This window comes from Mammaliicoccus sp. Dog046 (assembly GCF_034039665.1).
Lineage (GTDB): Bacteria > Bacillota > Bacilli > Staphylococcales > Staphylococcaceae > Mammaliicoccus.
This window is the reverse complement of the sequence record NZ_CP120131.1, coordinates 1,132,327-1,157,339: the sequence shown is the minus strand read 5'-3', so window position 1 is coordinate 1,157,339 and position 25,013 is coordinate 1,132,327. Positions and strand designations below refer to the sequence as shown.

The window sequence follows — 25,013 nt, the reverse complement described above, 5'->3', positions numbered from 1 at the left end:
TGAACGTCCTTTCTTAGTTTTCAATGTACCTATTCTAGCACCATTTTTGTAAAATGACTAGAACTCTGTTTCTTTGTTTCTTTCATCTGTATATTGTTCTAATTCATTTAATTGATTTTTCATATTTTCAGCATTTAAAGGTATATTGACTTGAAGATTTTCGTGTATAAGCGTTTTGTCTTTTATCGTCCAAACTTGGTCTTTAACTTGTTCTTTAAAATATTGATCATGTGAAATAATTAATGTTGATCCCTGGAATGATTGAATAAGTTGAATGATTTTTTCTTGCATTTCAATATCAAAATAATTGGTAGGTTCATCAAGTATGAGTATATGAGGATTTGAAAAATATAATTTCACAAATTGTAATCTGCATTTTTCTCCCATAGACAAATGACCTACTAAATCATTGATTCGCGTTTTGTCAAAATGAAAGCTGGCTAAAATTGTTCTCGCATCTGCCTCTTTTAATCCATCAATCGTTAATATTTCTTCTAATACAGTATGCGTCATGTTGATATTACTAAAATCTTGAGAAAAATATCCAATCTCTAATTCAGGATGAACAGTTATTTCTCCGTCACTTGGTTTCAGTTGACCTATTATCAATTTAATTAAAGTTGATTTCCCCGAACCGTTATGTCCGTCAATAATTACATTTTGATTTCTTTCTATATGAAAATACATATGCTCAAATATGGACGTTTGTTCATAAGAGAATGAAACATCTTCAAACTTCATTAAAAAACGAGATTTAAAATCATGATGTTCCATTGAATAAGATTGTGTTTGTTCAACTGGTTGTTTCAGTTGATTCCCTTCAAGTTTGTTCTCAAGTTGCTTTTCTTTCGATTTGAATTTTTTAGCAAGTTTACTGAGCTGCTTTTGCTGATATGGATTTCTTACTGATGCTTTTTGAGCTGATTGTTGATACCATTCTTTATATTTTTTTATTGTATTTTCAATTGCTTGCTGTTCTTTCTTTTGTTTTTCATACTGATGTATAAGCGTTTCTTTTTCGATATCTTTTTGTTCTTTATATTGATCATAAACACCTGAATATTTTTTAGCTCCTGTTGAACTAAGTTCTAAAATTGCATCAGGTGTTTCATTTAAAAATTGTTTATCATGCGATACGAATAAGATTGCACGCCGCTCTTGTTTAAATGCTTTTGTGAGCCAGACTTTCATTTCTTGATCCATATGATTCGTCGGTTCATCAATTAACAATAGCGGTGCTTGCTCCAATCTAACTTTTAAAAATGAAACTTTCGTTTGTTCTCCGCCACTTAGTGTCGAGATACGTTGTTCAAAATGACTTTCATTTAAACCTAATTTCTTTCCCTCAGTGACCATTTCTTGTTCTATACCATAACCATCTAATTCAATGTATCGACTGAGGTTGTCCATATCATCTAAGTTAGATTTTAATTTTGCTAGTTCAGGATAACTCAACATGACATAATCCATAACATTTAATGAATTATATTTTGTTAAGTCCTGTTCCATCATTGCGGTTTCAATGGACGTATTCAAATGAATTTCTTTTAATAATGTAGACTTTCCAACACCGTTTACACCTGTAATTGCCAAATGTTCGAAATCTTCAATAGTAAAAGTTAACGAAGGAATAAGTACTTTACCTTCTACTTCTAGTGATTTTTCTTTAAATAAAAATAGCATAATGTTGCCTCCTCTTTCCATGCATTACACAGGAAGACGCACCATTACACTATTTAAAAAATGCAACGGTAACATCATATTATAGACAGACTCATCCAATTCTCATTGTGTAACACAATGGTATTTTTACGTTATTTCTTTAACTCGTAAAAATTATTGGATATCCATGCCTATTATTGATGCCACCTCTCTCTAAATTTGGATTCATTATATCTTTAATACACTGAGGAGTCAAATTTTGTTGAGCAATAAAATAGTGCATTGAGATAACGATTGATATACTTCCATTATATAAATTAGTAAGGAGAGTCATAAATGAAATCTAAATTTCCAGTCTCTGCGTTAAATCTCGTACCATTACGCAAAGGAGAAACAGAACAAGATGCTATTAAAAATATGGTGTCACTTGCACAAAATGTAGAGAAACTTGGCTATGAAAGATATTGGATCGCAGAGCATCATAATGCACCGAATCTCGTAAGCTCAGCAACTGCATTACTTATTCAACATACATTAGAACATACTGAATCTATTCAAGTAGGTTCAGGTGGAATTATGCTTCCAAACCACGCGCCACTGATTGTTGCTGAACAATTTGGTACTATGGCTACAATGTTTCCAAATAGATTGAATTTAGGTTTAGGTAGAGCACCAGGGACAGATATGATGACCGCTTCAGCATTAAGACGTGATTCTCACAAAGGTGTCTATACTTTTGGTGATGATATTAAGCAATTATTGCAATATTTCGGACCTGAAGAAAAACAATCATACGTTAGAGCTTATCCTGGCGTTAACACAAACATTCCATTATATGTTTTAGGATCATCTACAGACTCTGCTCATTTAGCAGCACGATTAGGATTACCTTATGTATTTGCTGCACATTTCGCACCAGAGCAAATGTCTCAAGCCATTGAAATTTACAGAGATTTATTTGAACCATCAGAATATCTTGATAAACCATATGTGACTGTTTGCTTGAATGTCATCGTTGGTGATACAGATGAAGAAGCAACTTATTTATCTTCAACAATGCATTTAATGTTCTTAGGCATTATTAGAAACTCACGTATGCCTTTACAACCACCTACTGATCAATTAGAAAATATTTGGTCTGAACAAGAGAAATACATGGCACAATCTAAAACAAATACGTCATTTATAGGAAGTAAAGATACAGTTAAACAACAATTATTAGCATTCCAAGATAAATATAATGTAGATGAAATTATGTCTGTAAGTTATATCTATGATTTAGACAAACAATATAAGTCATTCGAATCTTTCAAACAAATTGTTGATGACGTCTACGGTGAATAAATATTAAAACAAATGCCCAATCTTACGGAATTGTTTCCAAGAACTATCTCGTTAGCCACAAATCCCAAGCAATTTTTTGCGCTGACTCCTGCGAGAACGGCATGATTCGAAGACTACAGGCTGATAACATGCCCGCGGAAAGCATGCGCAAAAATTGCTGACGATGTATATAACTTTCTAAACAAAAAAGCATGACACCCTACTCAATAAGTAATGTGTCATGCTTTTTTGTTTAATTAGAAATAATTTTATTTTAATTGGCTGTTTATATAATCTTGAACACTTGCATTGAACAGTACACCACTATTGTGACTGTCTGGAACGCCACCATAGTGTAACCCAATCACTTCATTATTTGCATTAAAAATTGGTGAACCTGAATTACCGCCGTATGTACTTAAATCGTAAGTTACGCTACTACCGGAAGCAGATAAGATTTTACCTTTACTTTCCCATAAAGTAGCAAGTGGTTTATCTCCAGGATAACCAGTAACCGTAATTGCATCTCCTTTTTGAACTGATGAAGTATCACCAATAACAGAAGGTTGTACAGCATCACCAATAGATTGACCGTCACTGTTTTTACCTACATGTACGACTGCTAAGTCTTCACCACCTGGTGCAGTAGTAAAATCAGTTGCTGTAAATGTTCCAGCAGGATAATTGCCATATCCATTTGCACCTGGTGAGAATTTGAGTACTGATGCATCTCCGTTTGTAGCATTAACAACATGTTTGTTAGTAAGGACTGTATTTTTACCGATTACAACGCCTGATGCTATTGACGTTCCACCAACATCAGCGAACGCAATCGACTGATAATGACCAGATGTAGTGTTTGTAATTTGTGTTCTATCATTATTTGGCAGTATTACCTTTGATGAAGGTACATCTGTTTTAGCTTCCGCTTGGTGAGGTAATGCGACAACGCTTAATAGTACAATTGCGACTAATGTAAAAATGTGCATTTTGAATTGTTTCATATAATCTCCCCTTTCAAATGTATACTCATCATAATATGAATACTAATGTAAAAGAACAGATCACTCTACAATAACAAAATAAATGCCTAACTGTATTTACAATTCAATTTGTAAACAGTTAGGCATTCATTTATAACACTTGAGCATAATGATTTAAATGTAGAACATGTAACCTTCTAATTCTTCCTGGCTCGTATAATTCGCTAAATATTCTAAAGTAGTGTTATCTAACACTTCTTTAACAGCATCACGAATTCTTATCCATAATTGTTGCTGTGCTGGTGGTTCATCTTCAATTCCTTCAACAGGTGTTATTGGACCTTCTAGTAATCTAATAACATCGCCTGCAGTAATTTCAGAAGGTGCTTTCTGTAATTGGTATCCACCCTTTGCACCTCTTACGCTTTTAATTAAGTCAGCATTACGCAATGGCCCAACTAATTGTTCTAAATATAAATCACTTAAATTATTTTCCTCAGCGATAGACTTTAACGATGTACATCCTTGACCGTAACGCTTCGTCAAGGATATCATAAGAGTTAAGCCGTATCGTCCCTTAGTAGAAATTTTCATATCCTACACCTCTTATTTCCTATAAAAAATATTGTTACCTTATTTTATCATTTTTTGTACAATTTGAGTAATTAGAAAGGTTGAATACAAATGAAAAACGAACCATTAGCATATAGAATGAGACCTAAAACAATAGATGAAGTAATTAGTCAGGCCCATTTAGTTGGTCCGAAAGCCATTATTAGAAGAATGGTTGATACAAAAAGATTATCGTCTATGATTTTTTATGGACCTCCAGGAATTGGAAAAACTAGTATAGCACAAGCTATCGCAGGAAGCACACAATATAAATTTAGACAGCTTAATGCTGTTACAAATACAAAGAAAGATATGCAATTAGTCGTTGAAGAAGCAAAAATGTCAGGACAAGTTATCCTTCTTCTCGATGAAATTCATAGATTAGATAAAGCGAAGCAAGACTTTTTACTTCCACATTTAGAATCCGGAAAAATTGTACTCATAGGTGCGACAACATCAAACCCTTATCATGCAATTAATCCAGCCATTCGAAGTAGAACACAAATATTTGAACTATATCCTTTAGAAGAAGATGATATCATTACAGCATTAAAGCGCGCTTTAGCAGATTCCGAAAATGGATTGGCAGAATATAATCCTGAAGTTTCTGACGAAGCCATTCACCACTTTGCAATGGCCAGTTATGGAGATGTTCGTAGCGCATTAAACGCACTAGAACTTGCAGTATTAAGCGCTGAACAAAATGATGATAAACGACAAGTAACACTCGAAGATGCTAAAGTATGTATACAAAAAAATACATTCCAACACGATAAAGACGGCGATCAACATTATGACGTTATGAGTGCATTTCAAAAATCTATACGAGGCAGCGATGTAGATGCAGCATTACATTACTTAGCAAGATTGATAGAAGCTGGTGATTTACCAACGATAGCACGAAGATTGCTAGTCATCAGTTATGAAGATATCGGTTTAGCATCACCAGGTGCCGCTGCAAGAACACTTTCAGCGATAGAAGCCAGTGAACGTTTAGGATTTCCTGAAGCACGTATTCCACTTAGCCAAGCAGTGATAGAACTATGTTTATCACCAAAATCAAACTCAGCCATTACGGCAATTGATCAAGCATTATCTGATATTCGAAACGGTAAAGCCGGATTAGTACCCAAACACTTAAAAGATGGACACTATCAAGGCGCGAAAGAATTAGGAAATGCAATCGGTTATAAATATCCACATAACTATGAAAATAGCTATGTTGAACAACAATATTTACCAGACACATTAAAAAACAAACAATACTATGAACCAAAATTAACATCTAAATCCGAACAAAAATTCGCTGAAATATACAATAATTTAAAAAGTAATAAAAAATAAGGCTTATCGAAAGTCTTATTTTTTTATCTATTTGGGGCGTTCTTGGATTAACTTCGGAGTTAACTCACGACTTGGCTCTTTTCTTGGATTAACTTCCGAATTAACTCACGACTTGCCTCTTCTCTTGGATTAACTTCGGAGTTAACTCACGACTTTGGCTTTCTCTTGGATTAACTTCGGAGTTAACTCACGACTTGGCTCTTTTCTTGGATTAACTTCCGAATTAACTCACGACTTGCCTCTTCTCTTGGATTAACTTCGGAGTTAACTCACGACTTCGGCTTTCTCTTGGATTAACTTCGGAGTTAACTCACGACTTCGGCTTTCTCTTGGATTAACTTCCGAATTAACTCACGACTTGCCTCTTCTCTTGGATTAACTTCCGAATTAACTCACGACTTCGGCTTTCTCTTGGATTAACTTCGGAGTTAACTCACGACTTCGGCTTTCTCTTGGATTAACTTCCGAATTAACTCACGACTTGCCTCTTCTCTTGGATTAACTTCGGAGTTAATCTACGACTTTGACCATCTTGTCGCTTAATTCATCAGTTAATCTACGACTTCAACCATCTCGTCGCTTAATTCAAAAGTTAATCTACGATTTCAACCATCTCGTCGCTTAATTCATCAGTTAATCTACGACTTACCCAATCTTGTCGCTTAACTACAGAGTTAATCTACGACTTTGACCATCTCGTCGCTTAATTCAAAAGTTAATCTACGACTTTGACCATCTCGTCGCTTAACTACAAAGTTAATCTACGACTTTACCCATCTTGTCGCTTAATTCAAGAGTTAATCTACGACTTTGGCCATCTCGTCGCTTAACTACAAAGTTAATCTACGACTTTAACCATCTCGTCGCTTAATTCAAAAGTTAATCTACGACTTCACCCAACTCGTCGCTTAATTCAAGAGTTAATCTACGAATTTCTCCAAAATAAAAAAGTCCACGACACAATTTGTATCTTAGACTTTTTCATATCGTTTATTTTATTTATCTTTTACTCGTTTAACTGGAATATCTTTTAAAATGTCATTTATAACATAACTTGCACAGATTAAACCAACGACACTTGGAACGAATGCATTCGATGATGGTGGCATTTGTGCTTTTCTAACTTTCGCATTTTTATCGCCAACTACTTCTTTAACATCTTCACGTATCATGATTGGACTTTCATCACTGAACACAACATTGATGCCTTTATGAATACCCATTTTTCTTAATTTAAGTCGGATAATTTTAGCCATTGGATCAGTGTGTGTCTTTGAAATATCTGCAATTTCAAATTTAGTTGGGTCTGTCTTATTTGCAGCGCCCATACTTGAAATCACGTCAATGCCTCTTTCCAAACACTCTTTCATTAAATGTACTTTATACATGATTGTATCACTCGCATCAACAAAATAATCGATGTCATATTCGTTAAACAATGCTTCATAAGTTTCTTCAGTATAGAACATATGCAATGATGTCACTTTACAATCTGGATTAATCAATTTGATTCGTTCTTCCATTAAATCTACTTTTGATTGACCAATTGTTGTTGTTAAAGCATGTAATTGTCTATTTACATTTGTAATATCTACATCATCTTTATCAATCAAAATGATGTGACCAATATTCGTTCTTGCAAGTGCTTCAGCTGCAAAAGAACCTACGCCACCGACGCCTAAAACGACTACTGTTTTACTTTTCAATAAATCTAATCCTTCTTTACCAACTGCTAATTCATTTCTTGAGAATTGATGTTTCATATTATTTACTCCTTTACACAAAAATACGCAAGACATAAAGTCTTGCGTACCGATAGAATCCAACTGTGCCGTAATATATAGTGCTAGATCATTTTGGCCTGCTAAATACAGGTGGGTGCCCTGTTTCTTATTTTGCATGTCCTCCAATGAGGCGTATGCGCTATTAAGAAAACCTATTAAGCTCCCTGATCAAAAAGTGTTAGGTCAAAATATAAAAAGCGTATTACGAACACTTCAGATGACTACCTTATAAACACATTTTATCATAATTATTTTAAATAACAAGTATTTAAACTTTTAATTATTTTTCATCTAAATCAAGTTGCAAATGTAATTCATGTAGCTGACTATTTGACACTTCACTAGGTGCATCTGTTAATAAACAAGAAGCACTTGCAGTCTTAGGAAACGCAATAACATCTCTTAAATTTGTTCTGCCTGAAAGCAACATAACAAGTCTATCCAATCCTAATGCAATTCCGCCATGTGGTGGTGCACCATATTTAAATGCTTCAATTAAGAATCCAAATTGCTCTTGAGCTTGTTCTTCAGAGAAACCAAGTGCTTTAAACATTTTTTCTTGAAGTTCTGCTTTATGAATTCTTATTGATCCTCCACCTAATTCGAAACCATTTAATACGATATCATATGCATTAGCTTCTACATTTGTTGGATCTGTTTCTAACATGCTTTCATGGTCTTTTTTAGGTGCTGTGAATGGATGATGTGCTGCAACATAACGGTCTGCATCTTCATCATATTCAAACAACGGCCAATCTGTTACCCATAAGAAATTATATTTATTAGGATCAATTAATCCACGTTCTTTACCTAATTTATTTCTTAATTGAGCTAAACTTGCTGCCACAACGTCTTTCTTATCTGCTACGAATAACACAAGATCTCCAGCAGTAGCTTTTGTAGTACTTAATAATTCAGATACATTTTCTTCTGTGAAGAATTTGCTTATTGGACCATTTAATCCTTCTTCAGTCACTTTTACCCAAGCTAATCCTTTAGCACCATAAATACTTACAAATGATTGTAATTGGTCAATATCTTTTCTTGAGTAGTCGTTAGCAGCGCCTTCAACAACGATTGCTTTAACTTCTCCACCATTTTCAACGGCTGATTTAAACACTTTAAAGTCCATATTTGAAGCTAATCCTGATAAATTGATCAATTCCATATCAAAACGTGTATCAGGCTTATCAATACCGTAACGGTCCATTGCTTCCGCGTAAGTCATTCTTGGGAATGGCGTAGTAATATCGATACCTTTAACATCTTTCATAATACGTTTCATTAATCCTTCATTCATCTTCATAACATCTTCTTGATCAACGAAACTCATTTCGATATCTATTTGTGTAAATTCAGGTTGTCTATCCGCTCTTAAATCTTCATCTCTAAAACATTTAACAATTTGATAGTACTTATCAAATCCACCAATCATAAGTAATTGTTTAAATATTTGAGGTGATTGTGGTAACGCGTAAAATTCTCCATCATGCACACGAGAAGGTACAAGATAGTCACGTGCTCCTTCAGGTGTTGATTTTGTTAAAACTGGCGTTTCTACTTCATAGAATTCACCTTCGTCCAAGTAATTTCTAACTGAACGTGTAATTTGATGTCTCATTTTGAAAGTTTGTGCTAAACTTTCTCTTCTTAAATCAATATAGCGATATTTTAAGCGAACATTTTCATCGATATCATTCATATCAGTAATTGAAAATGGAGGTGTCTCTGATTCATTTAAAATCGTCATTTCTGACACTTGTACTTCTACTTTACCTGTTTTAATTTTATCATTAACAGATTTTTCGTCTCTTTTCGAAACTACACCTTTAATTTGGATCACATATTCTGTTCTCACTTTATCAGCAATGTTTAATGCTTCTTCTGAAAAATCAGGATTAAATACAACTTGTACAACGCCTTCTCTATCACGTAAATCAATAAATATTAATCCGCCTAAGTCACGACGTTTTTGTACCCAACCATTTAATGTAACGGTTTCTCCGATAAATGATTCTGTTACTTGCCCGCAATATGTTGTTCTTTTATTCATTATGATTCCACCTTTAAATAATTCTCTAATTCTGAAAATGCCACAAGTGTTTGCTCACCTGTTTCCATGTTTTTCACTTCTACTTCTTTGTTAGCTAATTCATTATCGCCTAACACGATTGTATGTTTTGCATTTAATCTATCAGCTTGTTTCATCTGACCTTTCAACTTTCTACCTAAATAATCTTTATCACTGCTTATTCCAGCTGATCGTAATTGATTAATCAATTGTACAGAATATTTATCAGCTTCTTCACCCATTGTCGCAATAAAGAGCTCGATTGAATCTTCTTGTTCAATTTCAATTCCTTCTGCTTCTAAAGCAAGTAATAAACGTTCAATACTTAATGCGAAGCCAATACCTGTTTCTTTTGGTCCATCTAATAACTCTAGTAAGCCATTATATCTACCGCCACCACATAAAGTAGTAATCGCACCAAATCCTTCAGCATTACTCATAACTTCAAATGCAGTATGTGTATAATAATCTAGACCTCGTACTAAGTTTGTATCCACTTCATATTCAATGCCGATTTGATCAAGCAATTGCTTAACATCATCGAAATATTGCTTAGAGTATTCATTTAAATATTCGGTAATTTTAGGTGCATTTTTAACCGCTTCTTTATCTCTATCAACTTTACAGTCGAGAATACGCATTGGGTTTGTGTGCAATCTACTTTGACAATCACTACAGAATGTATCGATGACTGGTTCAAAGTGTGCTTTCAAAGCTTCAGTATAATTCGCTCTCGTTTCTGCATCACCAATACTATTGATAACGAGCTTTAAATTTTTAAGTCCAAATGATTTATAAATGTGCATCAACATTGAAATGATTTCAACATCAATTGCTGGGTTTTCAGAACCAATTGCTTCAACACCAAATTGAACGAATTGACGATATCTACCTTTTTGCTTTCTTTCGTATCTGAACATCGGACCGTTATAATATAATTTTAGCGGTTGGTTTGGTTCACCTTGCATTTTGTTTTCGATATAACTTCTTACAACACCCGCTGTTCCTTCAGGTCTTAATGTGATACTTCTATCACCTTTATCTTTGAACGTATACATTTCTTTTTGAACAACATCTGTTGAATCGCCAACACCTCTACTAAACAATTCTGTACTTTCAAAAATAGGTGTTCTAATTTCTTTATAATTATAAATTTTCATTAATTCATGTAATTTATTTTCAATGTACTGCCATTTATAACTATCTTTCGTCAAAATATCTTGAGTACCACGTGGTATATTTATCATAAAATTTTCCTCCTTTAAAATAAAAAAAGCCCCTTGTATGCACTATGCATACAAGGGACGAAATTTCCGTGTTGCCACCCTAATTAGTATTCAAAATATATGAATACTCACTTTACAACATTGTAACGGGTGTTAACCGACTTTACTTTCATAAAGTTCCCTCTTCTTGTGTTCAAAAGTATGCGAAGTCTACATATAACTCTCAGCCAATGTTATACTCTCTGTCTTCAACTTATATTGCACACTATTCAAGAATATGCGGTGTATAATTCTATTTAATAATTTATACTAATATTAACCCTATAAATTATCTGAGTCAATAACTAATTTGAAAAGTAAACTTTCAATCCATCAACAATACCTGTTTCTACAATATGTCGATATTTTCGATCAACGATTAAATCTTCATCTGTTGGATTACTTATATATCCTAACTCTAACAATACAGCAGGTAGTTTCGTTTGTCTAATAACTTGGAAGTTTTCGCTTCTAACGCCTCTATCTGAAAGTATTGATTTTTGATTTATCGAAGTGTGCAACGTATTAGCGAAATCTTTTTGAGAATCGTGATGATAATAAACTGTTAATCCATGTGGATTTGAAGAATCAAGTGCGTCGTTGTGAATACTGATAAACACATCCCCGTCTGCTTGGCGATCTTTCAATTTAACATAATCATCATTTGAACGTGTCATTTTCACTTTAGCGCCTTCATCTTCTAACATCGATTTAAGCTCTTTCGCTGTTTTTAAAGTGATCACTTTTTCAGTAACATCTTTATGTTTAGAACTAGATGCACCTTGATCACTTCCGCCATGTCCTGGATCTAATATTATCACTTTACCTTTAAGTGGCTTAGCTACTGGATTTACGTCTTCTTTAATATCTAAGTTCGTATGCCATCCTGCTATCCAGCCTTTTTCGTTATCTTTATTACTCACTTCAAACCACTTACCTTGACGGTCCGTGATTTCAAATTTATCTCCATCTTTCACTTCAAAGATAATTGGATAATATGCAGCTGGTCCAGTTCTAAGTTCACCATCTTCTTTCATAGATAGTGTTTTAGGATCACTACCATCAGGTGTTAGTGCATTAATGAGCACTATTAGCAATATAATCACGATTGCAGCTGCACTGATAACCGGGATAGGTTTTAGCTTATTCTTTTTAAACCATAAGCGCAATTGGTTCATTGAATGTTACCTTCCTTACTTTCAAAAATAATCGTAATAGGTCCATCATTTGTTAATGAAACATCCATATGTGCACCAAATTCACCGGTCTTAACATTAATATTATATGATTCTAATTGTTCATTAAAATACTCATAAATTTTTAATGCTTCTTCCGGTCGCTTCGCGTTTGAGAATCCTGGTCTATTCCCTTTTTTAACAGATGCATAAATTGTAAATTGCGATATTGATAATATTTCACCATTAACTTGATGAATATCTAAATTCATTTTGCCATTTTCATCTTCAAATATTCTTGTTTTTGCAATTTTCTTTGCCAAAACTTCTGCATCTGAATATGTTGATGATTCTCCGATACCGACTAATAACAAGTAACCTTGGTTAATTTCATTTTGTATATTTCCTGATGTAACCTTAGCTTGGCTTACTTTTTGTAAAACAACTTTCAAATCATTCACCTCTTAATTCCAAACACGGCTAACTGTATAAATGTCACCTAATTGTTTGATTCTATCAACGATTCTATAAACATCATTTACATTTTTAACCATGACACTAATATTAATCACTGCGTTTTTATCTATATCTGCTTTACCAGAAACCTTAACAAGCTGAACTTTGATTGCATTCACAACTTGTAACACTTCATTAAGCAAACCATTTCTGTCATATCCAGTGATTTCTAAATCAACTTGATAATTTTTTTGTTCATTTGAATTTTTAACCCATTCAACATCAATTAATCTTTCTGTTTCATTAATAATATTTGGACAATCTTTACGGTGAACTTTCACGCCATGGCCTTTTGTAATATAGCCAATAATTTCATCACCTGGAATTGGATTACAACATTTAGATAGCTTAATAAGCATATTATCTAAGCCTTCAACGTATACTCCCGTATCTGTTTGTATATCCTCTTTAATCGGCATCGATTTACTTACTTCTTGTACTTGATTTAAAGACTGTTTCTTACGTTCGATTCTTATCTTCTCAGAAAGTCTATTAACGGCTTGTAATGAAGTAATACCCCCGAATCCAACTGCAGCATATAAATCATCTTCATTTGAAAAATTATATTTATCATTTACGATTTTTATATTTTCATCAGTAAGTACATCATCAACATTGAATCCTTGTTCTTTAATTTCAGATTCAATCATGAATTTACCTTTTTCTATATTGGCAGAACGGTCTTGTTTTTTGAAGAAACTACGAATTTTACTTTTAGCACTTGAAGATCGGACAATTTTCAGCCAATCTCTACTTGGTCCATATGAGTGCTTACTCGTACGTATTTCTACAATATCACCTGTCGATAATCGGAAATCAATCGGTACAATTTTACCATTAACCTTAGCACCAATCATTTTATTACCGACTTCACTATGAACTGCATATGCAAAGTCTATCGGAACTGCACCGTATGGTAATTCGACAACATCACTATCTGGTGTGAATACGTAAACTTTATCGCTTTGCAAATCATATTTTAAAGATTCCATAAATTCTTCAGCATCAGGTGACGTGTTATCAGTTTCAGCAATTTCTTGTAGCCAGCTCATTTTTTGTAAATATTCTTCAGATTTATTGCTTAAATTCTTACCTTCTTTATATGCCCAGTGTGCTGCCACACCGTGTTCAGCAATCTCGTGCATTTCATACGTTCTTATTTGAATTTCAAGTGGATCCCCATTAGGTCCAACTACAGTCGTATGTAATGATTGATACATATTTTGTTTAGGCATCGCAATATAGTCTTTAAATCTACCTGGCATAGGCTTCCATAAAGTATGTACAAGGCCTAATACAGCGTAACAATCCTTAATAGAAGGCACAATTACTCTAATGGCTAATAAATCAAAAATTTGCTCAAATTGTTTCTTTTGTTTAACCATTTTTCTATAAATGCTGTAGATATGTTTCGGTCTACCATTTATTTCACCAGCGATATCCATATCTTCCATTTCTGATTCAATATCCCGAATCGCATTAGAAATATATGTCTCACGGTCACTTCTTTTCTTCTTCATTAAGTTTACAATTCTAAAATACTGCACACTATCAATATAGCGTAAAGAAATATCTTCTAATTCCCACTTAATTGTATTGATACCTAATCTATGCGCAAGTGGTGCATAGATTTCTAAAGTTTCTTTCGCAATCCTTTTTTGTTTTTCTTTAGGCATTGCTTTTAAAGTTCTCACATTATGTAGTCTATCTGCTAATTTAACTAAAATAACGCGAACATCTTTCGCAATTGCAATAAACAATTTACGATGATTTTCTGCTTGTTGCGTTTCTTTAGATTTATATTTAACTTTTTTTAATTTAGTTACACCATCAACGATAATCGCGACTTCTTCATTAAACATTTCAACTAAATCATCATACGTATAAGGTGTATCCTCAATAACATCATGTAGAAATCCAGCTACGATTGTTGGTCCATCCAATTTCATTTCCGTCAAAATTCCAGCGACTTGAATCGGATGCATAATATAGGGTAAATTATTCTTCCTAATTTGTCCTTGATGCGCTTTAAAAGCTAAATCATAACTCTTCACAACAAGTCGATATGCATCTTCAGATAAATAACTTTTAGCTTTATATAGGACATCATCAGCACTATAAGGATATTCTTTATTCATAGGGACACCACCTCATCATATAAATTCTCATTAATATTGCTATTATACCAATTAATAACTGTATTATGCCACAGTTATTTAAAGATAATTAAACAGGCTGGAGCATAAATGCCTCAGCCTTGTTTTTATTGTTATATTCTATTCATCGTATGATATTAATGAAACAACATCATATCCTTCAAGTTTATCAATACCATTTAAATATTTCAATTCAATCAAGAATGCGATACCTACTACAATACCACCTAATGATTCTACTAAATGAATTGCCGCTTCAATTGTACCACCAGTTGCTAATAAATCATCCGTGATAAGTACACGTTGACCTGGTTTAATAGCATCCTTGTGCATTGTAAGTACATTTGATCCGTATTCTAAATCATATTCGTAACGAATGACTTCACGTGGTAATTTACCTTCTTTACGAACAGGTGCAAAACCAATACCCATTGCATATGATACTGGACAACCAATAATAAATCCTCTCGCTTCAGGACCTACTACGATATCAACTTGTTTGTCTTTTGCATAACTCACAATTTGATCTGTAGCATATTTATATGCATCACCATTATCCATAATTGTTGAAATATCTTTAAAATTAACGCCAGCTTTCGGCCAATCTTGTACCTCTGAAACATATTGCTTTAAATCCATTATACTTCCTCCTCAATGTTGCTTATCAACGATTGAACCCACGCAATTAACGATTGGCTATCATTGTACAACAAAGTCTTCTCTATTTCTATTTGTTGTTGTTTTGCTTTATATAACGGTGCGGTATGAATGTCATGCTTCTCCGCATCTTTATTTATATTAATTATACCATCTTTTATTGTAATAAACTTCAACTCATAAAAGCAATTCAGTATAAATTTCAATTCATCAGGTTTAATTTTCAAGTAATTGCACAATGGCATACCTTCAGTTTGAATATTTGTATCTGGCTTACTATATAAAGCTTTATATACCGCTTTGAATTTCTGATCATTCGGTATGCCTTCAAAGTATGCACTCGCATTTCCTTTAAAGACTAAGTATACTTTTTGCGCCTGAATTTGACTTAATGTCTGTTTAAACGCTTCTATGTTTTTTGGTAAATCTCTCAGTACACACGTTTCAATGTCACCATCAAATTGTTCACCATAATAAATATAATTGTCGTTAAGTTTTTCCTCATTTTCGTTTATGAAAAATACAGCATTTGTTTGATTAATTTTCAGCAAATCATGCTTGTTTTTACTTCTGTAATCAAAAAATGTCTGTTCGTTACTGAAATCAATATCTTTTATGATAATTTGAGGTGATTGATGACCATTCCACTCATTAACATTTAAACTGCCGGCAACATGAATTTGCATGTCATTTGATATATCAGCAACTAGATGACCGTTATTCCAATGTAATGCCGCTATATTTTTATCTGTTAAAGCTAATTTAAGATGTTTTTCACCTTGGCCAATGCCCTTTGCAGATTGTACTTGGACATTGTTTATAGAAAACAGTGGTGACGTTAAATCTGTGCCAAATGGTCGTAATCTTTCTAAATCAAATATATTATCAACAGTTACGTCAGAAATATCAATTTGTGCATCAACAGTAAGTTGTGGTAATAAAGGTATACCTGAAGTCAATTCATGCATATCTTTGTTTAATGCTTGTTTTAACGATTCTATTGCATCGATTTCTAAAGTCATACCTGCAGCCATATGATGACCACCAAACTTTTGAATCAATTCAGAATGATTTTGAAGAAATTCAAACATAGATACTTGTTCAATACTTCTTGCAGAACCTTTAGCGTGATTTTTTTCAAGATCTACATTTAGAACAATTGTAGGTAAATGATATTTCTCTACAATTCTAGATGCGACAATACCAAGCACACCTTCGTTCCAATTTTCTTTAGCTAATATCAAGAATTGAACATTTTGTTGTACTTCTTCTTCAGCTAGTTCAATCGCTTCTTCGGTAATCTCTTCTACGATAGCCTTACGTTCAATATTAAATTGATCCACCTCTTCAGCTAAGAAGGCAGCTTCATCCAAATCTTCACTCATAAGTAATTCGCCAGCAAGTCGAGCATCATCTAATCGACCGACTGCATTTAGTCTAGGACCAATAATAAACCCTACTGTTTGTTCACTTACTTCATCAGTAAATTCTGCAACATCTAGTAATGCCTTTATACCTGGTGATGGTTCTTCATTTAAATATCTTAAACCCTTTTTAACCATAGAACGATTCTCATCAGTTAAACTCACTAAATCAGCAATCGTACCAATTGCTACTAAACCGAGAAAAGACTCAGGTATATCATTATTTAATGCTTTAGATAACTTATAAGCAACACCTACACCAGCTAAATATTTAAATGGGTAGTTAAAGTCAGGATGTAAAGGATGTACAATTGCAAATGCATTAGGTTTCGTTTTACCAAATTCATGATGATCTGTAACAATGACATCAATACCAAGATCATTAGCAACATCTATTTCATGATGTCCTTGAATACCATTATCTACTGTTATGATCAATGAGACACCTTCATCATAAGCATTTCTAAATGCAGCTTCACTCGGACCATATCCTTCTGTGAACCTATTTGGTATATACCAACCAACAATAGCACCTAATGACTCTAAAGTTTTCACTAAAATAGTCGTCGATGTTACACCATCAGCATCATAGTCACCGTATACTAATATCTTTTCTTCATTTTCAATTGCTTTATTGATTCTCGTCACTGCTTTATCCATATCACTTAACAGCATCGGGTCATGAAATAATGATGATTTAGATAAAATAGAAGTGATATCTTCTTCGGATGTATATCCTTTAGAAATCAAAGTTTTTTCTAAAAGCGGAGAAATATTAAATTTCTTAATGATTTTCTGTTCAATGGTTTCTTTGTTATCAGAAACTGTCCATTGATAACGTGCTTTAGCCATAACTCATCTCCTCATTTCTACTCAAAATATTATACATGAAAATCAATCGTTTCTCTACCAAACACTTTCAATTGAACTAATTAAAACAAATAAAGTCTGAGACATTTATTTCTGTCTCAGACTTTATTTTTAATTGATATTCAATTTATCATTTTAGATTTGATTAGTTCAATCTATTATACAAGTATTTTTTCGTCATTTGATTTTTTCTCTTCATAAACAACTAATTTACCATTTTCACTTTTCTTAAGTTGTCTCTTCTTCAACATACCCCATAAAGGTACAGCAACGAAGACTGATGAGAATACACCTGATATTAAACCGATTAATAGTGCAAGTGAGAAGTTAAAGATACTAGGTGAGCCAAGTATCAACAATGCAACAACAACAATAACGACGGTTAGTACTGTATTGATTGATCTCGTCATCGTTTGTCTGATTGATGAATTAACTATCATGTCGATTGTTTCTGGATCTTTAATCACTTTAACTTTACGTAAATTCTCACGAACCCGGTCGAACGTAACAATGGTGTCATTAATAGAATAACCGATAATGGTTAATACCGCAGCTATAAATGTGATATCCACTTCTAACCTGAATAAACTAAATACAGCTACAATCATGAATACGTCATGTAATAAAGCTAATACAGCTGTTGTACCCATTCTCCATTCGAATCTGAAGGAAACATAGATAACTATACCGAGTGCCGCGTAGAACATTGCTTTTAAAGCATTCATAGCAAGTTCTTGACCAACTACTGGTGAAACTGTACTTACATTTGGATCGTGGCCTAATTTTTTATCAAAGGTCGATTTTACATCTTGAATTTCAGATTTATTTAAAGCATCTTTAAATTGTACAGTAGCCATCTTATTACCTGAACCACTCGTTGTTACTTGTGATGGATCTAAGCCCATATCTTTCATTGTTTTCGATACTTGTTCAGTTTTAATCGCTTGATCGGACTGTAAATCCACACGCGTACCACTTGTGAAATCAATTCCTAAGTTCAATTTAAATATAGAAACAATTATTGCCCCTACTATTATTGTTATGATACTGAATGTTAATAGTGGTTTTGCTAATTTCACAAAATTAATTTTATCATACTTCGTACTTAAGTCATGAACTTCTAATCTTTCACTAATATCATGTCTATCTTTTTTACCGACACCAAACCAACTATATTTTTTCTTGAAGTAGTTTGAATTGATAAGTAAGGAAAGTAGTACTCTAGTAAAGAACACTGACGTCACAAAACTCATTAATATTGCTAATAATAACATTGTGGCGAAACCTTTAACGGAACTTTCACCAAATACGAATAGTACTAAAGCAGCTAAAATAGTCGTTAAATTGGCATCAAGAATAGTGATAAATGATGATCCAGAACCTTTTTTAAATGCTTGTTGTAATGTCCTACCTATCCGCAGTTCATCTTTAATCCGTTCGTACATAATAATATTCGCATCAACTGCCATACCGACACCTAATACAAGTGCCGCAAGTCCAGGTAACGTTAATACACCTGAAATAAAGTTAAACGCTAATAATGTTAAATACACATATGCACTTAGTGTAATTACTGCTACTAAACCTGGTAAACGATAGTATATGAGCATAAACAAGAATATAATTCCTACACCAATTGCTGAAGCAAGAATCGTTTCATGTAATGCATCTTTACCAAATTGTGCACCTACAGATGTAGAATAAACTTCATCTAATTTAACTGGTAATGAACCTGAATTTAATAAGTCAGCGATTTGTTTGGCATCTTTCACGCCATCTTCACCTTTAAATCCACCTGAAATTTCAACATTTTCAGAATTGATTGGTTGGCTAACTGTTGCAGCTGAAATATATTTCGGTTTCTTACCTTGTTGTTCTTTTTTCGCTTCTTTCGCGTAACTGTCACCTTTTTGATAATCCATCCAAATTACCATTAGATTAGGATTCATTTTGGATACTTTTTCAGTTACTTCTTTAAATTTCTTAGCATCTTTCAGTTTAAGCGTCACGGCAACTTCGTTTGTATTGTCTTTGAAGCCTTGTTTCGCTCCACCTTGAACTAAGTCTTTACCTGATAATAACACTCTGTCTTTAGCATCTCTGATTGTTAAATTCGCTTGTGTTGAAAGTACTTTACGTGCTTCACTTTGGTCTTTAATACCAGCTAATTGAACACGAATACGGTTACCTTCCTCGACTTGAATCTTCGGTTCAGAAACACCTAATACGTTTACACGTGATTCTAAAGTCTTTGCAGTCGATTTAACAGCATCCTTATCAATCTTATCTCCTTTATCTAAAGGATTAACTTGATAAAGTACCTCAAATCCACCTTGTAAGTCTAAACCTAAATTTACATTCTTCGTAATATCTTTTGTAGTTGATCCTATTAAACTAAAAATCAACACTGCTAGAAGTAAAAAGGCTATGATTCTACTCCGCTTTTTCACGATAACACCTCTTACATTTTTTAGTTCACTATATATGTTATAGCATACATCTACAGTGATTGAATAGCCATAACATTCATGTATCAAAAAAAGACATGGATAACCATGTCTTTTAAGAATAAATATGTTAAATAATAATATACCAAAATCAATTAAAAGTAAACTATTTTATGATGGGTCTACTTGTTTGATTGCTGGTTTTTCAAATGTAATTTCTTGACCTTTATCGTTTACAGATACAACAACGATTGACTCATCAACTGCTCTAACTGTACCTTTGATTCCGCCAATTGAAGTTACTTTTTGACCTACTTCTAAACGATTTAATAATTCGCGATGTTCTTTTGCTCTTTTTTGTTGTGGTCTAATCATTAAGAACCAAACAAGTGCAAAAATTAAAATAATTGGTAATAATTGTACTAACATGTCCATATTGATACTCCTTTAAAAGTTTTTTGGGTTTTCTACGTTTAGCCCATACTGCTCAAAAAATTCATCTTTGAAATCTAGTAATCGATCTTCTCTTATTGCTTGACGAACATTTTCCATCAGTTTTAATAAGAAATGTAAATTATGATAAGTAGTAAGACGAATTCCAAAAGTTTCATCTGCTTTAATCAGATGACGCAAATATGCTTTCGTATAGTTTTTACAAGTATAACAATCACATTCTGGATCAAGTGGTGATAAATCTTGTTGATACTTCGCATTCTTTATCACTACTCTACCTTGAGAAGTCATACATGTTCCATTTCTAGCGATACGTGTTGGTAATACACAATCAAACATATCGATACCTCTAATAGAGCATTCGATTAATGCATCAGGCGATCCAACACCCATTAAATATCTTGGCTTATTAAATGGCATTAATGGTGTTGTATGTTCAACCATTCTGTACATAACAGGTTTTGGTTCCCCTACAGACAAACCACCAATTGCATAGCCAGGGAAATCTAATGAAACTAAATCTTTGGCACTTTGCTCTCTAAGATCATTATATTCTCCACCTTGGATAATGCCGAATAAGGCTTGATCTTCTGGACGGCGATGCGCTTCAAGACATCTCTCTGCCCATCTAGATGTTCGCTCGATAGATTTCTTAACATAATCATATTCAGAAGGCATAGGCGGGCATTCATCAAATGCCATCATGATATCTGAACCTAGATCATTTTGTATGTGCATTGCTTTTTCTGGGCTTAAGAACAATTTAGATCCATTTAAATGGTGTCTAAAATGTACACCTTCTTCTTCAATTTTTCTCATATCACTCAAACTAAAAACTTGAAATCCACCAGAATCAGTTAGAATAGGTCCATCCCAATTCATAAACTTATGTAATCCACCCACTTTAGAAATGATATCACTTCCAGGTTGTAACCACAAATGATAGGTATTACTCAATATGATTTTCGCTTCCATTTGTTTAAGTTCTTCAGGACTCATCGTCTTAACTGTTGCTTTAGTACCAACAGGCATAAACATAGGTGTTTCGAATGACCCATGAGGTGTATGCACAATTCCTAATCTTGCACCAGATTGTTTACACGTTTTAATGTGTTCATATGTTACTGCAGGCATAGTGTAACTCCTTTTCTATATTATTATCATTGCATCTCCAAAACTGAAGAAACGATATTTATTTTCTACAGCATGATTGTATGCATTAAGAATATTATCTCTTGTCGACAGTGCTGAAACTAACATAATCAATGTTGATTTTGGTAAATGGAAATTTGTTATAAGCCCATCAATCGCTTTGAATTCATAACCAGGATAAATAAATATATCCGTCCATCCACTTGCTTCAACGAATTGATCATTTTTAGAGCGAATCGTTTCAAGTGTTCTCGTAGAAGTTGTACCAACTGAAATAATTTTATTGCCCTGTGATTTTACTCGATTAAGTAAATCAGCTGTCTCAGCTGTCATTTGATAATATTCAGAGTGCATCTCATGATCATCGATATTATCTACACTCACTGGTCTAAATGTACCTAAACCGACATGAAGTGTAATAAATGCAATATGGATGCCTCTTTCTTTAATTTCTTTTAATAAAGCTTCAGTGAAATGTAAGCCCGCTGTTGGAGCTGCTGCAGAACCAACTGCTTTTGCATATACAGTTTGGTATCTATCTTGATCATCTAAACGCTCTTTTATATATGGTGGTAAAGGCATTTCACCTAGTTCATCTAATCTTTCTTGTAATATACCTTCATAAGAAAGTTCCATGATTCTTCCGCCCTGTTCTAACTCTTCCAAACAAGTCGCAATAATTTTACCTTCACCAAAGCTAACAGATTGTCCTTTTTTAATACGTTTTGCTGGCTTAATCAGGACTTCCCATTGATTTTCTTCATGTTGTGTAAGCATCAACATTTCAACCTTTGCACCAGTTTCTTCCTTCAACCCAAATAATCTTGCTGGCATTACTTTAGTATCATTCAAAACTAAGCAATCACCTGGTGAAAGTTGATTGACTATATCTTTAAATGTTAAATCTTCTAGTTGTCCAGTCTTTCTATCACACTTAAGTAATCGACTACTTTCTCGATTTAACAGTGGAGTTTGGGCGATTAAAGATTCAGGTAAATTAAAATCAAACTCTTCAATATTCACTTACTTGTCCTCTTTCCTAATCCGTTTTAAATTTGAAGTGATCATAACTCAATGCAGTTGCTCGGCGTCCACGTGGCGTTCTTTCTATAAACCCTTTTTGTATTAAATAAGGTTCATATACATCTTCCAACGTAATGCGTTCTTCACCAATTGTCGCAGCAATTGCATCCAAACCAACTGGACCACCTTTATAATTATTCAATATGCAATGCATAATTTTATAGTCAATATGATCTAAGCCTTCTTTATCTACTTGTAATAAGTTAAGCGCATGCTCAGTGACTTTCATCGTGATATCATCATTGCCTTCTACTTGTGCAAAGTCTCGCACTCTACGCAATAATCTGTTCGCAATACGAGGCGTTCCTCTACTTCGTTTAGATAACTCTTGTGTACTAAGGTCATCGATATCGACTTCAAATACGTCAGCCGTACGTTTAATGATTTGTTCTAAACTCTTATCGTCATAGTACTCTAATCTTAAATGAACACCAAAACGATCTCTTAAAGGCGCTGATAAACTTCCGACTCTAGTTGTTGCACCCACAAGCGTAAATGGTGGTAAATCAATACGAATACTTCTCGCTTCTTCACCTTTACCAACAACAATATCCAAGAAAAAATCTTCCATTGCTGGGTATAATACTTCTTCTACAACGCGACTTAATCTATGAATTTCATCAATGAACAAAACGTCTCCGGGTTGTAATGCAGACAGTATCGCCGCTAAATCACCCGGTCGCTCTATGGAAGGACCACTTGCTGTTCTTAAATTAACATCCATTTCATTAGATATAATATGCGCTAAAGTCGTTTTACCTAATCCAGGTGGACCATATAATAAACAATGATCTAAAGGTTCTTCTCTTAATTTAGCTGCTTTTATAAAAATATCTAAATTTGATTTAATTGTATGTTGTCCAATATATTGTTGTAATGTATCAGGTCTTAATGACAATTCACTATGAATATCTTCATTGTGTTCATGTTCATCAACTAATCTCTCATCCAAAAAATCACCTCATTTACTGAATAAGTAAAGCTAATCCTCGTTTAACACATGCATCTACAGTTTCAAATGATTCTTTTTCTAACTGTTTCTTCACTTTAGTTAATTCTCGTTTAGAATATCCTAATGCTTCTAATGCTAACAATGCTTCATCTAATAAGTCTTGATGTGAGTCATTATCTTCAAAGAATAATTCTGATTCTTCTGTGATAATCAATTTACCTTTTAAGTCTAATATAATTTGTCTTGCAGTCTTTTTACCGATACCTGGAAACTTAGTTAAATATGTTTCGTTTTCATTCTCAATGGCAATCGCAACTTCATTTGGCGTACTTGATGCTAAGATTGCTAACGCAGACTTAGGACCAATACCCGTAACTTTGATTAAGCTGAGGAACATATCTTTCTCCTCTAAGTTACTAAATCCAAACAATAATTGTGCATCTTCTCTAACAATAAGTTGAGTGAAGACTTGTGTTTCTTTGTCTAATTGTGATTGAAAACGGTATGAATTCGGTGTTTGAATTTCATAACCTATTCCATTCGTTTCAACAACGATATGAGAAGGATATAATTGTGTTACTTTCCCTTTTATATATGCATACATTTTGTTAACTTCCTTTACATACTCATTCCGATTATTTCAACTTCGTCTACAAATGGACTTTCTTTTATAGCATCCATTAATTCTTCTAATGTTAGATCAATATTTGCAGCATTTAACGAAATTGTTATTGTCGCTCGATCTTTCATTGGTAAACTTTGATGTATCGTTAACACTGAACCATTTACCTCAGCGATTTTGTTTAATACTGTCGCAAGCATTCCCACTTCATCATGAACATATAAAATCAATGTTAAATTTCGTGTTTCTGCTTCTAATCTATCTATTGGAAATATTGTATCTTTATATTTGTAAAATGCACTTCTGGATAAATTGAAAGTTTTAACGGCATCATAAATTGTAAGATTGCTATCTTTTAATAATGCATCTTTAACTTTAATTGTTTTTTGAACAGATTCTGGTAATACATCTTCTCTAATTAAATAAAACCTTTTTGTTGATTCATTTGATTTTTTCAATTGG

At 33.4% G+C, this 25,013-nt stretch carries 20 protein-coding genes and 1 other RNA gene; 2 read left to right on the top strand and 19 right to left on the bottom strand.

All coding sequences use genetic code 11. The features are described from left to right. Positions 1-57 precede the first annotated feature (57 nt). Positions 58-1,683: a Sal family ABC-F type ribosomal protection protein gene (sal, locus tag P3U32_RS05810; RefSeq protein ID WP_323704669.1), complete on the bottom strand. Its 1,626-nt coding sequence runs from the start codon at positions 1,681-1,683 to the stop codon at positions 58-60. Positions 1,684-1,998: 315 nt separating this feature from the next. Here sal and P3U32_RS05805 point away from each other — a divergent pair, with 315 nt between their 5' ends. Further along, on the top strand, positions 1,999-3,006 hold the full coding sequence (locus P3U32_RS05805; RefSeq protein ID WP_323704668.1) for an LLM class flavin-dependent oxidoreductase: 1,008 nt from the start codon (positions 1,999-2,001) through the stop codon (positions 3,004-3,006). Between the two features lie 248 nt (positions 3,007-3,254). Here P3U32_RS05805 and P3U32_RS05800 read toward each other — a convergent pair whose 3' ends face one another. After that, positions 3,255-3,989: a trypsin-like serine peptidase gene (locus P3U32_RS05800; RefSeq protein ID WP_323704667.1), complete on the bottom strand. Its 735-nt coding sequence runs from the start codon at positions 3,987-3,989 to the stop codon at positions 3,255-3,257. Between the two features lie 153 nt (positions 3,990-4,142). Then, entirely contained in the window at positions 4,143-4,562 is a 420-nt protein-coding gene (gene cymR / locus P3U32_RS05795) for a cysteine metabolism transcriptional regulator CymR (protein ID WP_323704666.1), read from the bottom strand. 90 nt (positions 4,563-4,652) lie between these two features. Here cymR and P3U32_RS05790 point away from each other — a divergent pair, with 90 nt between their 5' ends. Then, a complete protein-coding gene (locus P3U32_RS05790; RefSeq protein WP_323704665.1) occupies positions 4,653-5,924 on the top strand; it encodes a replication-associated recombination protein A in 1,272 nt (423 codons plus the stop codon). 995 nt (positions 5,925-6,919) lie between these two features. Here the strand turns inward: P3U32_RS05790 and P3U32_RS05785 are convergent. The 16 genes from P3U32_RS05785 to P3U32_RS05710 all read right to left on the bottom strand — a co-directional run bounded on the left by P3U32_RS05785 (position 6,920) and on the right by P3U32_RS05710 (position 25,009). Continuing rightward, entirely contained in the window at positions 6,920-7,687 is a 768-nt protein-coding gene (locus P3U32_RS05785) for a tRNA threonylcarbamoyladenosine dehydratase (RefSeq protein WP_323704664.1), read from the bottom strand. 52 nt (positions 7,688-7,739) lie between these two features. Beyond that, a non-coding RNA gene (gene ssrS / locus P3U32_RS05780) (6S RNA) lies at positions 7,740-7,931 on the bottom strand. A gap of 57 nt (positions 7,932-7,988) precedes the next feature. Then, positions 7,989-9,761 (bottom strand): aspartate--tRNA ligase, encoded by a 1,773-nt coding sequence (aspS, locus tag P3U32_RS05775; RefSeq protein ID WP_323704663.1) that lies wholly within the window; start codon positions 9,759-9,761, stop codon positions 7,989-7,991. After that, entirely contained in the window at positions 9,761-11,026 is a 1,266-nt protein-coding gene (hisS, locus tag P3U32_RS05770) for a histidine--tRNA ligase (RefSeq protein WP_323704662.1), read from the bottom strand. Before hisS ends, aspS begins: the two co-directional genes overlap by 1 nt. A gap of 323 nt (positions 11,027-11,349) precedes the next feature. Beyond that, entirely contained in the window at positions 11,350-12,222 is an 873-nt protein-coding gene (locus P3U32_RS05765) for an N-acetylmuramoyl-L-alanine amidase family protein (protein ID WP_323704661.1), read from the bottom strand. Next, entirely contained in the window at positions 12,219-12,671 is a 453-nt protein-coding gene (gene dtd / locus P3U32_RS05760; RefSeq protein ID WP_323704660.1) for a D-aminoacyl-tRNA deacylase, read from the bottom strand. Before dtd ends, P3U32_RS05765 begins: the two co-directional genes overlap by 4 nt. 12 nt (positions 12,672-12,683) lie before the next feature. After that, the gene (locus P3U32_RS05755; RefSeq protein ID WP_323704659.1) at positions 12,684-14,873 is read right to left on the bottom strand and encodes a RelA/SpoT family protein; all 2,190 of its coding nucleotides are present in this window, start codon (positions 14,871-14,873) and stop codon (positions 12,684-12,686) included. A gap of 138 nt (positions 14,874-15,011) precedes the next feature. After that, on the bottom strand, positions 15,012-15,530 hold the full coding sequence (locus P3U32_RS05750) for an adenine phosphoribosyltransferase (protein WP_323704658.1): 519 nt from the start codon (positions 15,528-15,530) through the stop codon (positions 15,012-15,014). Beyond that, positions 15,530-17,824, bottom strand: coding sequence for a single-stranded-DNA-specific exonuclease RecJ (recJ, locus tag P3U32_RS05745; RefSeq protein WP_323704657.1), 2,295 nt, complete (start codon positions 17,822-17,824; stop codon positions 15,530-15,532). The genes P3U32_RS05750 and recJ overlap by 1 nt, the downstream gene beginning before the upstream one ends. Before the next feature lie 176 nt (positions 17,825-18,000). Beyond that, a complete protein-coding gene (gene secDF, locus P3U32_RS05740; RefSeq protein WP_323704655.1) occupies positions 18,001-20,292 on the bottom strand; it encodes a protein translocase subunit SecDF in 2,292 nt (763 codons plus the stop codon). Positions 20,293-20,460: 168 nt separating this feature from the next. Next, entirely contained in the window at positions 20,461-20,724 is a 264-nt protein-coding gene (gene yajC / locus P3U32_RS05735) for a preprotein translocase subunit YajC (RefSeq protein WP_323704654.1), read from the bottom strand. A gap of 12 nt (positions 20,725-20,736) precedes the next feature. Further along, positions 20,737-21,876, bottom strand: coding sequence for a tRNA guanosine(34) transglycosylase Tgt (gene tgt, locus P3U32_RS05730; RefSeq protein ID WP_323704653.1), 1,140 nt, complete (start codon positions 21,874-21,876; stop codon positions 20,737-20,739). Positions 21,877-21,891: 15 nt separating this feature from the next. Then, complete coding sequence (gene queA / locus P3U32_RS05725; RefSeq protein ID WP_323704652.1) at positions 21,892-22,917, bottom strand: tRNA preQ1(34) S-adenosylmethionine ribosyltransferase-isomerase QueA; 1,026 nt, start codon at positions 22,915-22,917, stop codon at positions 21,892-21,894. A 16-nt stretch (positions 22,918-22,933) separates the two neighbouring features. Then, complete coding sequence (ruvB, locus tag P3U32_RS05720; RefSeq protein ID WP_323704651.1) at positions 22,934-23,929, bottom strand: Holliday junction branch migration DNA helicase RuvB; 996 nt, start codon at positions 23,927-23,929, stop codon at positions 22,934-22,936. A gap of 13 nt (positions 23,930-23,942) precedes the next feature. Next, on the bottom strand, positions 23,943-24,533 hold the full coding sequence (gene ruvA / locus P3U32_RS05715) for a Holliday junction branch migration protein RuvA (protein WP_323704650.1): 591 nt from the start codon (positions 24,531-24,533) through the stop codon (positions 23,943-23,945). A gap of 14 nt (positions 24,534-24,547) precedes the next feature. Beyond that, positions 24,548-25,009 carry an ACT domain-containing protein gene (locus P3U32_RS05710; protein ID WP_323704649.1) on the bottom strand — a complete coding sequence of 154 codons (462 nt, stop codon included), beginning with the start codon at positions 25,007-25,009 and terminating at the stop codon, positions 24,548-24,550. Between the last annotated feature and the right edge of the window lie 4 nt (positions 25,010-25,013).